The sequence below is a fragment of the Enterococcus crotali genome, assembly GCF_000633635.1.
GTDB lineage: Bacteria > Bacillota > Bacilli > Lactobacillales > Enterococcaceae > Enterococcus_L > Enterococcus_L crotali.
The window spans coordinates 182,137-196,598 of sequence record NZ_AYPQ01000006.1; the positions used below are offsets into that span (position 1 = coordinate 182,137).

Below are 14,462 nucleotides of genomic sequence, written 5' to 3' on the forward strand. Positions count from 1 at the left end.
ACGAAGAGAAGGATATGATGTCAAAAAAATAATTTTAAGCGTTGCTTACTAAATTTATTTATTCTTTACTGATTTTTTTAGCGATTCGTTCGTTCATTTTTCTTTTTAGTTCATTAATTCTTGTTTTGGCTTGCATTTCATGTAGTGTATTTTCTGCAAAAGAGCCACATCTTCACCAACTAATTGTAAGACAGGTATGTTATTTGCAGCTCCTTCTTCAAAAAAATCTAGTAATTCCAGCATTGGAGGTCGCATATCCATGCCATCGCCTGCAGTAAATTCCCATAAAAATTTTTGTACTTCTTTATACACGATTTGATAGTCTGTAGGTAATTTCTTCAAACGTGCCATTTGTTTATTATATTCTACCTTGTCTGCATGAACTTGTTTAAAATAATTGACGACATTTTTATTTTTCATCCTCTTTTTCCTCCTTTAATCTTTCGATTTGTCCTGAAATAAAGGTCCAGCGTTGCCAAAATAATGCGAGTTCTTTTTGCCCGGCATCATTTAAGGAATAAAATTTACGCATTGGTCCGACAGCGGATTTTTTCTTTGTAACTGTGACCAAGTTCTTTTTTTCTAAACGTAAGAGAATTGTATAAACCGTTCCTTCAACGATATCTTCAAATCCGTACGCTTGTAAATTATTCGTTATTTCATAGCCATATGTTTCATGTCGCTTGATAATTTCCAAAATAACGCCTTCTAGAACGCCCTTAAGCATTTCCGTTGTTCCGTTCATAACGTCCATCTCCTGTTCTTTCTTGAGATACTTGAGGTTCATATTATTCCTAACTACTTAGTATTATTAAGTACAGGTATATAGTATAACTTAGTAGAAGAGTTGTCAACTACTTTGTTTTACTGAGTAGTTGATTATGGCATAAAAAAAGCCTGTAGTAAAACTATTTTCTAGTTTTACTACAGGCTCTTTGTTACCTACTTAATAAAGCAAACCAACTAAATCTTCTTTTTCAATATTACCAAAATATTTTTTAAGATCGATTTTATCTACAGCTGCTTCGATTGCTGATTTTTCATATTTTGTGCCAGTCAAGATTTCTTCTACATCTTTGATTTCACCTAATCCAAAGAAATCACCAAAGATTTTGATTTCTTTGATTTCGCCATCCTCCACATTCATCTGAGCATCAATGGAACCGATTGGGAAACGTTGATGACGTTCTAAGTTAAAGGCCGGGGATTTACCATAATTCCAATCCCAATTACGATAATACTCGTCCGAGATCTTGTTGATTTTTTCCCAGTCTTCATCTGTTAATTCATAGGTTTTAACTTGATCAACAGAATCAACACCAAAGATCTTCAATAAGATATCTTCACGAAATTCTTCTGTCGTCATATCTTGTTTATCAGCGGATAAGAACGGTTTGATATTCGTCACTCGTGAACGAACTGATTTGATACCTTTAGATTCGATTTTATCTTTGCGGACTTTTAAGGTGTTGACTACTTCATTGATATCACTATCAAACATCAAGGTCCCGTGAGCAAACATTCTTCCTGCGGTGGCATACATCGCATTTCCAGAAAATTTCATCCCGTCGATGACTAAATCGTTACGACCTTTTAATTCAGCACCAGAAACGCCTAGCTCGTGCAGCGCTTGAACGATTGGTTGTGTTACTTTCGCAAAATCACGGAAAGAATTACCATCATCTGGCATGATAAAACTAAAGTTCAAATTTCCATGATCATGATACACTGCTCCGCCTCCACTTAAGCGACGGACTACATGAATTCCATGTTCATCGACATATTCTTTGTTGATCTCTTCGATTGTATTTTGGTTACGTCCGATAATAATCGATGGATCATTGATGTAAAACAAAAGAATCGGTTCATCTAAGGGTTTTTCTTTTAATAAATATGTTTCGATTGCCAAGTTGATCCTAGGGTCATTGTTTTCATTTGGTACAAAAATCACGTTCACCACTCCTTAAATTTCAATAACTAAATTTCTCTTTGCTAAACTAACGGACACTTGATTGCCAGCAGCTTTTTCAGCTTGTTTTTTTAGTTCTTCTAATGAGCCATGTTGAGGTAAATGAGTTAAAATCAGCCTTTTGACGTTGGCTTCTTTAGCGATCTCCCCTGATTCTTTTGACGTAAAATGAGCATGATGCTTTTCATTTCCTTCAAATAGATACGTATCAGCCAAAAAGACATCGGCATCATTCGCAAAATCAACAAAGCTTTCTAAGTAACCAGAGTCACCAGTGAAAACAAACACTTTTCCCGTCTTTTCTTCTACAAAACGCATCGCATAACAAGGTACAGGATGGATTGTTTTCATAAATGTGACAAGAAACGGACCCAGTTTTAATTCTTCTGCTTCAAAATAAGGAACGGCTTTCGACACTCCAGGCATATTCAATGCTTCAAAGTGAACCGCATCATCTGTATGTCCATAAATCGGCAAAATAGGTGTTGGTTCTATTACTGGGTATAATTGACGATAATACTGCAGCACACCAAGATCTGCGATATGATCATAATGATAATGGGACAAAATCACAGCATCTAACGCTAACGGATCAAGATGCTCTTCTAAATTGACTAAGGTTGTACTGCCAGCATCTAACAATAGCTTAAAATCATCCGATTCTAGCAGATAAGAACTGGTTCCTTCGCCTTTATAAGGGTAAGCACCTAAACAGCCTAAAACGGTTATTTTCAACTTCCTCGACCTCCTTGATTAGTCTTCACTTAATGGTAACACAAAAAAGGAACATGGAGACAGTTATTTGTATTTTGACACTAAAATTTGCTCATAGATTATCTCACGTTACTATTTTTCAATGATTGATGATATACACTAAAAAACAGAACAAATCTAATAAAAGACTGTTCTGCTCTTCTCCATTTTAAACAACGACTGCTGGTGCCCCTTTTTCTTCACGCGCTGTATCATAAAAACTTGCTATAGCAACATCATGATAAGGAATCACCCATAACAACCCAATTCCGAAAACCAAAGTACCGATGATAAACCAACCGATAAATGAAAGTTGTAGAAGTAGATATTGACCAAAACGACCGTTCATCAAGAACAAAGCATATTTTAGAGCATCTCCTACTGATAATTTGGGATCATCAAGCTTCACCCAAACAGCAAATTGGAACACACCGCTGACAAAAACACCAACTAAAATCATTAAAAAGCCAAAAATTAGTAACAATAGCGCTAAAAAGAGATCTCCACCCATTTCACTTTGGAAACGATCAACTGAAACAGTATTAAACATTAATCCAAAATACATCGTTACTCCGTATGATAAAAGGACTGGTAACAACACAATTAGATCCAATACTAATTCAACAATGTATTGGATAAGATTGATAAATAACATCGGAACATAAAATTTCCCTTGAAAAATCGTTGTTAACATTCCTGCTTCAACTCTTTTACCACGAAGTACTTGTAGCGCACAATAATAAGTACCATAAGTGATTGCAAAAAAGAGAAAGTTATTTAGTAAAAAGGACATAACATTACTTCCAGCACCCTCTTTCGGTAAATTGGCAATATTACCAACCACTGAAGCAATGATCAAACGGGTAAAGACAGCTAAAAAGGTAATCCACGCCATTGTTCCCCATTGATTTTTTAATGATATTCGAGCTTGTTCTCGATGCTTTCCATTTGTAACTTGACTTTTCATTTACAATTTCTCCTTTAAGTTTAATAACTGCGAAGCTTTTCTACTGTTTCTTGGTCTAATCGCTTCACAACTTCTGTCACTAATTTGACAGTGTTTAAATAATCATCTTCATGGATCATGGATGTGTGAGAATGTAAATAACGAACTGGAACTGTAATAGCTAATGATGGTACACCATTTCTAGTTAGATGCATTCTGCCAGCGTCCGTTCCACCACCTGTGATTACTGTATATTGGAAAGGAATATTATTTTCTTCCGCCACTTGGATCACAAAATCACGTAATTTTTTGTGCGGAATCATCGACGCATCGAAAATCAAGATCTGTGGCCCCTTACCTAATTCAGAATCAGCCTCTTTAGGCGTCATACCTGGCGTATCTCCTGCTGTGCCAGTATCAAGTGCAAAGGCAATATCTGGATCAACTAAATGTGTACTTGTCTGTGCACCACGCAAGCCAACTTCTTCTTGGACATCGCTTCCGGCAAACAAAATATTTGGATGTCCCTCAGCTGCTAAGTTTTCCAAAACTCTTAAAGACACAGCTGTTCCAATGCGATTATCCCAAGCTTTTGCCAACATAAACTTAGTATCATTCATCCGGCGGTATTCAATATAAGGCGTGATCATGTCACCTGGCTTAATGCCCCATTCCGCTACTTGTTTCTCACTTGATGCACCAATATCAATAAACATATCGGCCACATCGTATGGTTGCTTTCTAGCTTCTGCCGTTAAAACATGTGGTGGTTTTGAACCAATCACACCATGAAATAAATCCCCTTTACTTGTTTTGATTTGAACTTGCTGCGCTAGCATGACTTGTCCCCACCAGCCGCCAAGTGTTTGAAATTTAATAAACCCTTTTTCTGTGATTTGCGTCACCATAAAACCAACTTCATCTAAATGCCCTGAGAAGAAAATTTTTGGCCCTTCTTTATCACCAACACGCTTAGCGATGATACTGCCTAACCCGTCGTACATGATCTTATCTGCAAAAGGTGCTGCATATTTTTTGAATATCTCTCTGACTTCCCCCTCATTGCCGGGTACTCCCTTAGCATTGGTTAAGTCTATTAATAAACGTTCTTCTTTTTGATCCAAAATATTCCCTCCTAAATTTAAAAGCTGAAAGAGCTCGTTTAGCTCCGAAAGAAAAATAGGAAAATAGAAGAGTGGCGCTATTTGCCACAATTCTAGTTTATCTTTTTTCCGAGGAGCTAGCTCTTGAAGCTAGACAATAATAAAAGCTGAAAGAGCTCATTTAGCCTTGACAGGAAAATAGGAAAAATTGACTGAGGTGCTTCTTACCTCATTCCATTTTTATCTTTTTACCGAAAGGCTAGCTCTTAAAGCTAGACAATAATTAAAAGCTGAAAGAGCTCGCTTAGCTCCGAAAGAAAAATAGGAAAATAGAAGAGTGGCGCTATTTGCCACAATTCTAGTTTATCTTTTTTCCGAGGAGCTAGCTCTTGAAGCTAGACAATAATAAAAGCTGAAAGAGCTCATTTAGCCTTGACAGGAAAATAGAAAAAATTGACTGAGGTGCTTTTTGCCTCATTCCATTTTTATCTTTTTACCGAAAGGCTAGCTCTTGAAGCTAGACAATAATAAAGGCTGAAAGAGCTCATTTAGCTCCAAAAGAAAAATAGGAAAATAGAAGAGTGGCGCTATTTGCCACAATTCTAGTTTATCTTTTTACCGAGGAGCTAGCTCTTGAAGCTAGACAATAATTAAAAGCTGAAAGAGCTCATTTAGCTCCGAAAGAAAAATAGGAAAATAGGAAAGTGGCGTTATTTGCCACAATTCTAGTTTATCTTTTTACCGAAGCTAGCCAATTAAGTAACTAAATTATCATTAATCGTATTATATCACTTCTTAACGCTGTTGAAAAATCAACTGTATACTAAAACATACAAAACAAAAAGTGATAGAAGGCCCATCAAATGAGCTTTTTCTATCACTTTTTCATTTTTTAAGAAGTTATCCTTTACCTATTTGTTTTTTTCTAAAGTAATAGATAATATAATAGCCCAGTAGGCTGATAATCAAACTATTCCCTAAAACAGTGTACCAATTTTCAGACTGTTCATTTGTACTTGGTAGTTTTTTCTTCACAGCTGCAGATGTCTTTGCAAAATTAGTATCCTTCGTTTTGGCTGTAGTTTTTTCTTCTGGTACTTTTGGTTTTTCTTTTGGCACTGTTGGAGTAATAATAGAAGAGTCTAGTTCTTTTTCATAGACATAGATTATTTTTTGCGGTGCCTCTGTAAACATGACTTCATCTGCTCCAACTAGTTGATCCATTCTACTTCTTACTTGAGCTGTTGGTTTTTGAACTTCTTTAAAACGGTAGCCCTTGATTTCTTTTGGATTGACTGTTTGTTTTGTGCCAACTCTTTCTGTTAGTTCATAATCCTTGTCGATTTGGTTGCCTTGTGTATCCACATGGTGGAATAGAATTTTTCCTACTTTATGTTCGTTCTCTACAGTCACTTCGACATTCAACTGTTCTGACTTGAGCGTAATCTCTTGCGTATAGTCTTTCAGATGATAACCAATAGGAGCTTTTGTCTCAGTTAACGTGTACGTATCTAGCGCTAGCCCTTCAAGCTCTGCTATACCGTCCTTATCTGTTGTCAATGTGTGTTGAATTGTAGGATCAAGTTTAGATACAAGAGAGAATTCAGCTCCGCTAAGTGCTTGCTTGGTTTCCTGATCGATTTTTTTCACACGAATCGTTCCCGTTAATAATTGATTGACCTTAGTTCCTGTAACGATTGTTTCTGACTCGATCAACTCTTTCGTCAATGTCAATGCAACGGGTTCTTTATCTAATTTGTAACCGCTAGGGGCTTCTATTTCTGTAAAGACATATTCACCCTCTGTCAGGTCGGAAACTGTGATCAAGCCTTGCTCATTTGAATTGAATATGTGAGCTGATTTTTGATCCTCCGTCCAACTTGACTGTCCTTGTTCATCTATCTGGTAGTATTCTGTTTTTTCCTGATTACTGAGTGATAAATGAAACTGAGCACCTGGCAAAGCATTCCCTTGAGGATCTTCTTTTTTCAGCTCTACGGTTCCTGTGGTGATGATTGGTTCGTTTTCAACGATCGTTACATACGTTGGATCATCCATATCCTCATCTGATTTTGTTGATAAAAGTACTCCTTTTTGATACTCGTCAGATAATTTATACCCTTCAGGCGCTGTAATTTCTTTGATTAAATACTCACCTTCAGCTACTGATTTAAAGGTGGCATTTCCTTCTTGATCAGATGTGACCTTTAGTCCTAATGATTGCTTGCTTTCTTTATCAAATAGTTCGAAAACGGCTCCCATTAAAGGTTCTTGTGTACGTGCATCAACTTTTTTCAACGGAATCTGTCCGACGCCTTTTCCAGAACCAGAACCGCTTGTAACCGTATGATTTACTGTTGACCAATCTGCCTTGATGGCGTTATTATTTGAAAAAACAGCTGTATTAAGCACATTTGCTGATTTCGTTGTAACGGTTTGATACTCTACAGAAACGCCTCGCGTTTCCTTTTTGAAAGTGATTTTAAAATAATTCGTCTCATAATTTTTCAAAAGAGATCCTGCTGGGCTTTGATCTGGATCATAAGTAAAGCTGATCTCATAATCTTCACCTAGACTAAGAATTTTATTTGTGGTTAAGTCCCTAACCACAAAAGCATCCGTTCCAATTACAAAGTTCGTATTTTCAGCTTTCGATGCATCACTTAGTGTGAAACTATCCTCTAAAACTAAGTTTTTATATGGACGATTTGCTGGCATTGTATTCGTTTGAACATACCAATTAGCAAGTTTATTATCTGCTGTTGAAACTCTTCCCACTTTATACGTATTGATTCCCAAAGCGACCGTTTCTTCAGCTTTAAGTTCATGTTGGTAGTCCTTTTCATCGCTGATTTTGGCGATATTCGTAAATTTAGTGTAGTAATCAGAAACAGGAGCAGTAGTTGGTGCTGTTTTATAGCGAATGGCTACTTTCTTGTTCCCGATAGATGAAAACTCTAAATGAATATGATTGTCTTCGATTTCCATAACAGTAGGATATCGGGCATCTCCTGGTTGGATCGCCTCACCTGTCAAAACTACTTCCTTACCATTTTCATTGACAATTTTGTCTAGTTCAAGAATTTCAATTGAGTTTTTATCTAGTTTTTGAATCGACTCGATTTCATCATCCAAGATCAGATTTTTATATTTATGACGTTCTTCATTGATGCCGATTGTCCAAGTAAATAGGCCAGTCGTATTAGCATACACAACATTTTTCTTACCGCCCCCAACTAAAAAGCTAGGAATATTAAATGTCGCTGAGGCTTCCATCGGAATAGTGCCATTGCCTGCAAGAGAGACTTTATTACTCAGTTCGTCGCCTACTTTAATGTCTGTATTGTCAAACTTACTTGTATACGTCAAAACATATTTATTCGTTGTAATGCCGCTATGAATACCTAACATATCCACCGTAAAGCCAGCGCTTGTTTTTTTGATCGTATAATCTTGTCCGACAACTAATGGGTGCTTCGTTTTGTCATCCCCTTTAGCATAGTAATAAAAATCAGCAGAACCATCTACTAACTCTTTTACTCGTTCGCCAAACTCATCGATCATTTGATTGAACTGCATTCCCCAATGTTTATTATTGACAATGATCGACCAATCTACTGTACCAGCTGTCATGTCTAAAGAATCTTCTTCTAGTATTTTAGAAATATTAGATGGCGCCAGATTGATTTTTGCCTCATCGCTGCCTAAGGTATCTGAAGCCTGATTTTCGATCACACGCGGGCTAGGGTTTTGAACTGCGGTTTCATAGACAAATCGATAAGCCTGAGTTGGTGAGTTACTTTGATTATTGGTATATGTGTAATCTGTTGTATATTGCCCAAAACCACTTGTATCCCAATGACTTGTCGGTGCAAATCCACCTTGGCTGATCGAGTCAGTTCCATAAACATATAGATAGTAGATTTTTAAATTTGAAAACGTTAAATCATTCGCAACTTCATCCTTGAGGATATCTGTAAATTTAGTCCCTTGGGTCAGCTCTGTACTGTCCAAATTATAATCGATCGTCCAAACGATTGTGTTCGTTTTAACGTTATACTCCCCTTTTTTCGTTATGTGAGGATTATGATTATATTGAAAATAAACATAGCTCGAAAGGTATTTCCCATAAACAGTCGCCTCTGTTCTCAGATTGGACAACTCTTCATTAACGATCGAATTCTCGTTGATAACTGAATCATACGTAAGAATCACAGCTTTATTTGTTTCTTTGTTTAAGATCACTTCCAAATTAGCACCATTTTGTTGAAGTGTGTACTCGCCATTTCCTAACAAAACGGGTTCACCGATCAACTTGCCCCCCATCGAAACATCTTGTTCAAAAACTTTCAGATTTTCGATATTGATATAAGCTGATGCATCCTCAATTTGGTTTGGACTTTTTTTATTGACTGTGTTTTTAACCACTATTTTTTGATTTGGCTGAATGGTTTCTCGATTGATATTCGTCTTTATTTCTGTCGACACAAGATCTGTATTAAAGTTTTTATTTTTATTCAGACTAACGCTTCCTTCGCCTGAAAGTTTAAATAAAATATCGTATTGTTTTTCCTGGTTATTTGCTAAAGGGAAAACAATCGTTTTAAGTAAGTCACTATCATCGCTATATGGAATGAAGCTTGTTTCAATATCGATTTGATATTTTCCATTGACTACGGTTTCATTAAATACGATGGTAAGTTTTCCGGTTGTGTCGATAGTCCAGCTTCCGACGGTCGCTAATTTTCCGGATATGTTGTTAGAAATCGCAATATCTGCTGGCAATTGATAGTCGTATGTTCCAGCTTGAATTGTTTGATTTTCTGTTCCAACCTGTAATGTTACTTTCAATGGTGCTTGTCTTTGAGGACGGTTGGTCGTTGTGTTGAACTCTTCTCCTTTAGAATCGGTCAACGTAACGTTTGATATTAGGTTTTCTGTTTGTTGTACTTTTGCTTGTCTTGATTCAATTTCAACTTCACTAGCTGACGTCTCTAGAACTTCTTCGTTTGAAGAGTTTTCTACCTTCTCTGGTTGTTCACCTAATGTATCACTTGTCGAAGTTTCTGTCGTACTAAGGATTTCTGAGCTTTCCAAAGAACTTTCTTTGTTCGATACATCACTTGTTGTTTCATTAGCTGGCGTTTCAAGAGTTTCTTCTGGTGCGAATGTTTCAGCAAAACTAACAACAGGAATCAAAGAATTGGCAATCAACATCAGGATCACCATCACTATCCAAAATTTCTGTTTTTTCATTATTATCTCCTTTTCTTTTTAATAAAAAACAAACTTCTATTAATATATTACCATATTATATTAATTTTCATAGATGAATTCTTAATATAATTTCATTTAAACGTAAATAAAAAAAGACAAAAATGTTTTTTTTAACATTTTTGTCTTTCTTTTTCATTGACTATCTAATATCGCTTGGATTTTTTTGCTGCCAGTCTTTCGAATAAAATGACCCATCAAGTTGATAGTTTGGCGATTTAATGGAATCATTTTCTAGAAATGGCTGAATACGTTGATCAGCTGCTAACCAGCCTCTCCAGCCTAAATGGATCGTATCAGCCATAAAGTATTGAGTATCACAATCTTTAGTGAAATCTGCAATATTGTTGAAACCTTGACTTGTTAATTGATATTTAACTTTTTTTGCAAAGCCTTGTAACATGTCTTGGGAAAGGCCGGTAAAGTCCGTCCAGTGTTTATTTACTGGCGGGATAATAAACAGTACATCCGCTTTATCTTGCGCTAATTGACTGAGTACTAGCTGTAAATCAGAAAACTCAGGCGAAAAACGATAATCCCAGTCTAATTGTGAATTTTCTAACTCTTTCAGCTTCTTTTTTACCCGCTTGTTATAAAATGGATTAGATATCTCAAACGGATTGTTATTTGTCGCATTCTGACCGATTTCAGCAGCGAGTCGATCTAACTCATTTGTATTGTATGTTTTAGGCAAACGTTTTTCAGCTTTTTCGATGGCTTTATCTTTGCTTACCATACCGATTTTACTAAATAATTCGTCTTCACGCGAAAACATATTGATCATTAAATCGATATAGCGCTTATCTGATGTACTTGGTATTTTTCCAGAAACAATAGCTTTCAAAGCACTAATTAACCGTTTATCTTCTTTTACTTTTGGAAAATCCATCAATCTTGTAGCGAGATAAATATCATCATCAGTGATTTTTTCTAGATCACTAACCCATTGATACGTTTGCAGCTCAGAATAATAAGCATTGAAATAATCATTGGTGACGCCTTTTTTAACAAACCACTGAGGCGAAATAATGAAAACAACTTTTTTATGAGCAAGATTTTCTCCCATAGATTGCATCATCAAAGCCTGAGTTAAGGATTGGGTACCTGGAGCTCCTAATAAAAATGGGCGATAGCTCCGATCATATTTTTCTGCTAAAACAGTAGGATGAAACGGACTGATTCGACTTAACTCAGAAGAACCGAAAAATGGAACGTATTCCTTTGAACCGATTGCTTTATTCTTGATGGCATTTCCTCTTAACACATTGGTTGCCATGGAAGTGGATGCATCTGCTAAAACACGTTTGCTATCCAAATCTATTTTAAACGGTGCAAAGAAAAAAGCGACTAACAGAACCGCAGAAATTAAGATCGGTCCAAAGATTCCAAAGATTTTTTTCTTTATGCTCATTATTGTAATGCTTTCACTTGTTCGATAACTTTATTTGGTGTGTTCCATAAATCGCGGTCAAATTCTGAAACAGGCACTTGCACGTTTAATTGTCCTTCGATTTCAACTAATAGTTGAACTGTTGCAAGTGAATCCATCAGCCCTTCTTCAAATAAATCAACTTCTCTATTTTCTTTAACTTCATCAGTACCTGTGATTTCTTCTAAAATATCTAAGACTGTTTCTTCTATGTTCATGTGTAGTTCTCCTCTGTCGTACAGTTTTTAGCTGTAATTTTTTTATTTAAAGAATAATGTATCTAAAAATCCTGAGAAAATCAAGAAACTAAAGCAAACTGCATTAAAAGTTAAGAAAACAGCAAATGCATGTGTGAATTTGTTCGATGGGATTTTCTCTTTATGTTTCTTTTTAAAACGTAGCCAAGCGTCGGTCAAACAAATCAACGCAGCATGGTAAAAGCCGTAGGCAAGATAATACCAAGTTAAGCCATGCCAGACACCCATCAATAAGAATAGGGCAAAGTAACCAACATTTGATGCTACGATACGACTCTTAAAGACTTTTTTCTTGATCAAAGTAAACATCAAACGCATATAAATATAATCACGGAACCAAAATGAAAGAGTCATATGCCAGCGATTCCAAAACTCTTTGATATTCCAGCTCAGAAACGGCTTATTAAAGTTGATTGGTGTATCATAGCCCATCAAGTAACTAGTTCCTACGGCAAACAAACTATAGCCAGCAAAATCAAAGAATAAATACATACTATAAATGTACATATAAGCGACTAATTCCCATGATATTCCACCCGTTTTGGCAGCCAGTTTTGCAGCGACAGGTAACAAGACTTGCCCAAAATAATAACCAATAATAAATTTATATAAAAATCCCAAGAAAAAATTATGAATCCCTTTTCCTAGAAAATCTACATATTTAACAGGTGTCGGTGGATTCTCAACATCTTTTTCGAAACGGCGGTAACGATCGATTGGTCCAGACGAAATCGTTGGAAAGAATAAAAGAAATTCGATATATCGGAAAATATTGTATTCTTTGATCGAGCCATCGCGCATTTCCATGATGATTTGGACCGATTTAAAGGTTAAGTAAGATATACCTAGAAACCCTAGAAGAGACGCATGTCCTGAAACAAAAGGAACGACCTTAACTAAAATCAATGGTAAAATCGCTAAAAATACCGCTAGATAAAAAACTAGACTTTCATTCTTTTTTTGTCGATAGTGAAAATAAAACCAAACAAGAATCGTCTGCCAAATGACATATGCAATCAGCGCTACACCTTGTTTCCAGTCTTCACCGCCAAAACTCATATATAAGAACAATAAGGTAACTAAAACTTGATACCATGACCAACGTTTTCCTTTGATCAATAAAGTAAGGATCATTGGTAAAAGTGCTATTAACAAATAAATAAAATAAATTGGATTTGCATAAGGAATCATATGAGGTACATCAATCATGTTGCGTTCACCTCATTCATCAATCCTTTACGGTTGATTTTTCCATTCGCTGTTAGCGGTAGTTTTTCCACATAAATAAATTTTTGCGGAATCATATAGTCCATTACTGAATGGCTCAACTCTTCTTTAATTGCTTTGGTCAGTTTGAATTCTTTTTCAAACTCATGAGGATTTGCAACCACAAAAGCTACTAATTGCTGAACCTTATGATTTTGATATTTTGGCACTACTGCAGCTTGTTTCACATAAGAAACAGTTGCTAGATGATGATCGATATCTTCAAGTTCGATTCGATAACCATGCAGTTTCACTTGAAAATCGATTCTACCATCATAAATTAGCATCTCATTTTTTAGTCTTCCTGCATCACCTGTACGATAAGCTGGTTGGCCTTTGTACTCAAAGAAAGCGTCCGCTGTTTTTTCTGGGTTATTCAGATAGCCTTTAGAAACACTTGGACCTGCGATCACGATTTCTCCTACTTCATCTGCTGGAAGCTCATGATCTTCGTTCATGATATACACCGTTGTATCATTTTTTACATAACCAATTGGCACGCGACTATATTCGTCTAAAATTTCTTGAGTGATCTTGACTCCTGAGACCGCTACTGTCGCCTCAGTTGGTCCATAGGTATTGAAAATACTAGCTTTAGGGAATCGCTCCAATAATTTTTGAGCTGTTGCTTTTGGCAACTCTTCCCCACAGAATAGAAATACTTTCAAACTATCCACATGTTCACCATCAAATGTTGGTTCCATCAAACAAATATCCATAAACGACGGAGTGGAAACCCAAACTTCTATTTTCAACTTGGGAAGTTCAGCAAAGAGCAGTTTAAAGTCATTGATGATTTCTTTAGGTAGCGGCGTCAAAGACCCACCAGAGGTCAAAGCGGGATACACATCCATTACAGATAAATCAAAGGAATAAGGCGCCTGTGATAAAAAGCGCATGCCTTCAGTTACCCCAAAATCTGCCAACTCCCAATTAACAAAACTCAAAAGGTTCCCATGACTGATTTGAACTCCTTTGGGTACTCCAGTTGTTCCAGAAGTAAAAATAATATAGTAGGTTTCAAATTCAGTGACAGGTTCAAGTTTTGCTACACTTTGTGCACTTGCACAAATGCTTTTCAGTTCTTCCAACGAAAGAATATCAGAAGTAGTATTTAAATTCGGCCATTTGGCAACAGAAAAAATCACTGCTGGATCAGCTACCTCCAAAATCATTTCCACTCGTTCTTTTGGTGTATGTGCTTCAATCGGTATATAGGCATGTCCGGCTTTTGAAGCCCCTAAAAAACATGCGAGCATTTCAAATTCTAATTCTCCATAAACAACGACTGGACGAGCACGTTCTATGTTTTTTTGCAAATATGCAGCAATTGCATCGGAGTCACGCTTAAGCTCTCCATAAGTATATGTTCGTGTGCTTTCAATATAGACGGGACGGTTTGGTTCTTTTATCCCCCAACGATCGATTGCTTCAATAATATTTAAAATCGTCATGAAGTATTCCC

At 36.3% G+C, this 14,462-nt stretch carries 10 protein-coding genes and 1 pseudogene; all 11 read right to left on the reverse strand.

What is annotated here, in order from left to right:
• Positions 1–58 precede the first annotated feature (58 nt).
• A pseudogene (locus V192_RS20300) lies at positions 59–420 on the reverse strand (DUF1048 domain-containing protein).
• Positions 410–745, reverse strand: coding sequence for a PadR family transcriptional regulator (locus V192_RS0114300; protein ID WP_025872877.1), 336 nt, complete (start codon positions 743–745; stop codon positions 410–412). Before V192_RS0114300 ends, V192_RS20300 begins: the two are co-directional and overlap by 11 nt.
• A gap of 201 nt (positions 746–946) precedes the next feature.
• Positions 947–1,951, reverse strand: a complete 1,005-nt coding sequence (locus V192_RS0114305) for a lipoate--protein ligase (RefSeq protein ID WP_025872878.1) — start codon at positions 1,949–1,951, stop codon at positions 947–949.
• 12 nt (positions 1,952–1,963) lie between these two features.
• The gene (locus V192_RS0114310) at positions 1,964–2,704 is read right to left on the reverse strand and encodes an MBL fold metallo-hydrolase (RefSeq protein ID WP_025872879.1); all 741 of its coding nucleotides are present in this window, start codon (positions 2,702–2,704) and stop codon (positions 1,964–1,966) included.
• Between the two features lie 187 nt (positions 2,705–2,891).
• Positions 2,892–3,689, reverse strand: coding sequence for a DUF975 family protein (locus tag V192_RS0114315; protein ID WP_025872880.1), 798 nt, complete (start codon positions 3,687–3,689; stop codon positions 2,892–2,894).
• 20 nt (positions 3,690–3,709) lie between these two features.
• Positions 3,710–4,792 (reverse strand): M42 family metallopeptidase, encoded by a 1,083-nt coding sequence (locus V192_RS0114320; RefSeq protein ID WP_025872881.1) that lies wholly within the window; start codon positions 4,790–4,792, stop codon positions 3,710–3,712.
• Between the two features lie 879 nt (positions 4,793–5,671).
• Positions 5,672–10,027, reverse strand: a complete 4,356-nt coding sequence (locus V192_RS0114325) for a SpaA isopeptide-forming pilin-related protein (protein WP_025872882.1) — start codon at positions 10,025–10,027, stop codon at positions 5,672–5,674.
• A 160-nt stretch (positions 10,028–10,187) separates the two neighbouring features.
• Positions 10,188–11,456 carry a D-alanyl-lipoteichoic acid biosynthesis protein DltD gene (gene dltD / locus V192_RS0114330; protein ID WP_025872884.1) on the reverse strand — a complete coding sequence of 423 codons (1,269 nt, stop codon included), beginning with the start codon at positions 11,454–11,456 and terminating at the stop codon, positions 10,188–10,190.
• The gene (gene dltC, locus V192_RS0114335; RefSeq protein WP_025872885.1) at positions 11,456–11,692 is read right to left on the reverse strand and encodes a D-alanine--poly(phosphoribitol) ligase subunit DltC; all 237 of its coding nucleotides are present in this window, start codon (positions 11,690–11,692) and stop codon (positions 11,456–11,458) included. Before dltC ends, dltD begins: the two co-directional genes overlap by 1 nt.
• 42 nt (positions 11,693–11,734) lie before the next feature.
• The gene (dltB, locus tag V192_RS0114340; protein ID WP_025872887.1) at positions 11,735–12,940 is read right to left on the reverse strand and encodes a D-alanyl-lipoteichoic acid biosynthesis protein DltB; all 1,206 of its coding nucleotides are present in this window, start codon (positions 12,938–12,940) and stop codon (positions 11,735–11,737) included.
• Positions 12,937–14,451 (reverse strand): D-alanine--poly(phosphoribitol) ligase subunit DltA, encoded by a 1,515-nt coding sequence (gene dltA / locus V192_RS0114345; protein ID WP_025872888.1) that lies wholly within the window; start codon positions 14,449–14,451, stop codon positions 12,937–12,939. The genes dltB and dltA overlap by 4 nt, the downstream gene beginning before the upstream one ends.
• Between the last annotated feature and the right edge of the window lie 11 nt (positions 14,452–14,462).

Excerpts from the sequence above, each read along its gene's own strand:
- V192_RS0114325 (WP_025872882.1), bottom strand. The coding sequence starts at position 10,027 with ATGAAAAAACAGAAATTTTGGATAGTGATGGTGATCCTGATGTTGATT.
- V192_RS0114315 (WP_025872880.1), bottom strand. The coding sequence starts at position 3,689 with ATGAAAAGTCAAGTTACAAATGGAAAGCATCGAGAACAAGCTCGAATA.
- dltD (WP_025872884.1), bottom strand. The coding sequence starts at position 11,456 with ATGAGCATAAAGAAAAAAATCTTTGGAATCTTTGGACCGATCTTAATT.
- dltB (WP_025872887.1), bottom strand. The coding sequence starts at position 12,940 with ATGATTGATGTACCTCATATGATTCCTTATGCAAATCCAATTTATTTT.
- dltA (WP_025872888.1), bottom strand. The coding sequence starts at position 14,451 with ATGACGATTTTAAATATTATTGAAGCAATCGATCGTTGGGGGATAAAA.
- dltC (WP_025872885.1), bottom strand. The coding sequence starts at position 11,692 with ATGAACATAGAAGAAACAGTCTTAGATATTTTAGAAGAAATCACAGGT.
- V192_RS0114300 (WP_025872877.1), bottom strand. The coding sequence starts at position 745 with ATGAACGGAACAACGGAAATGCTTAAGGGCGTTCTAGAAGGCGTTATT.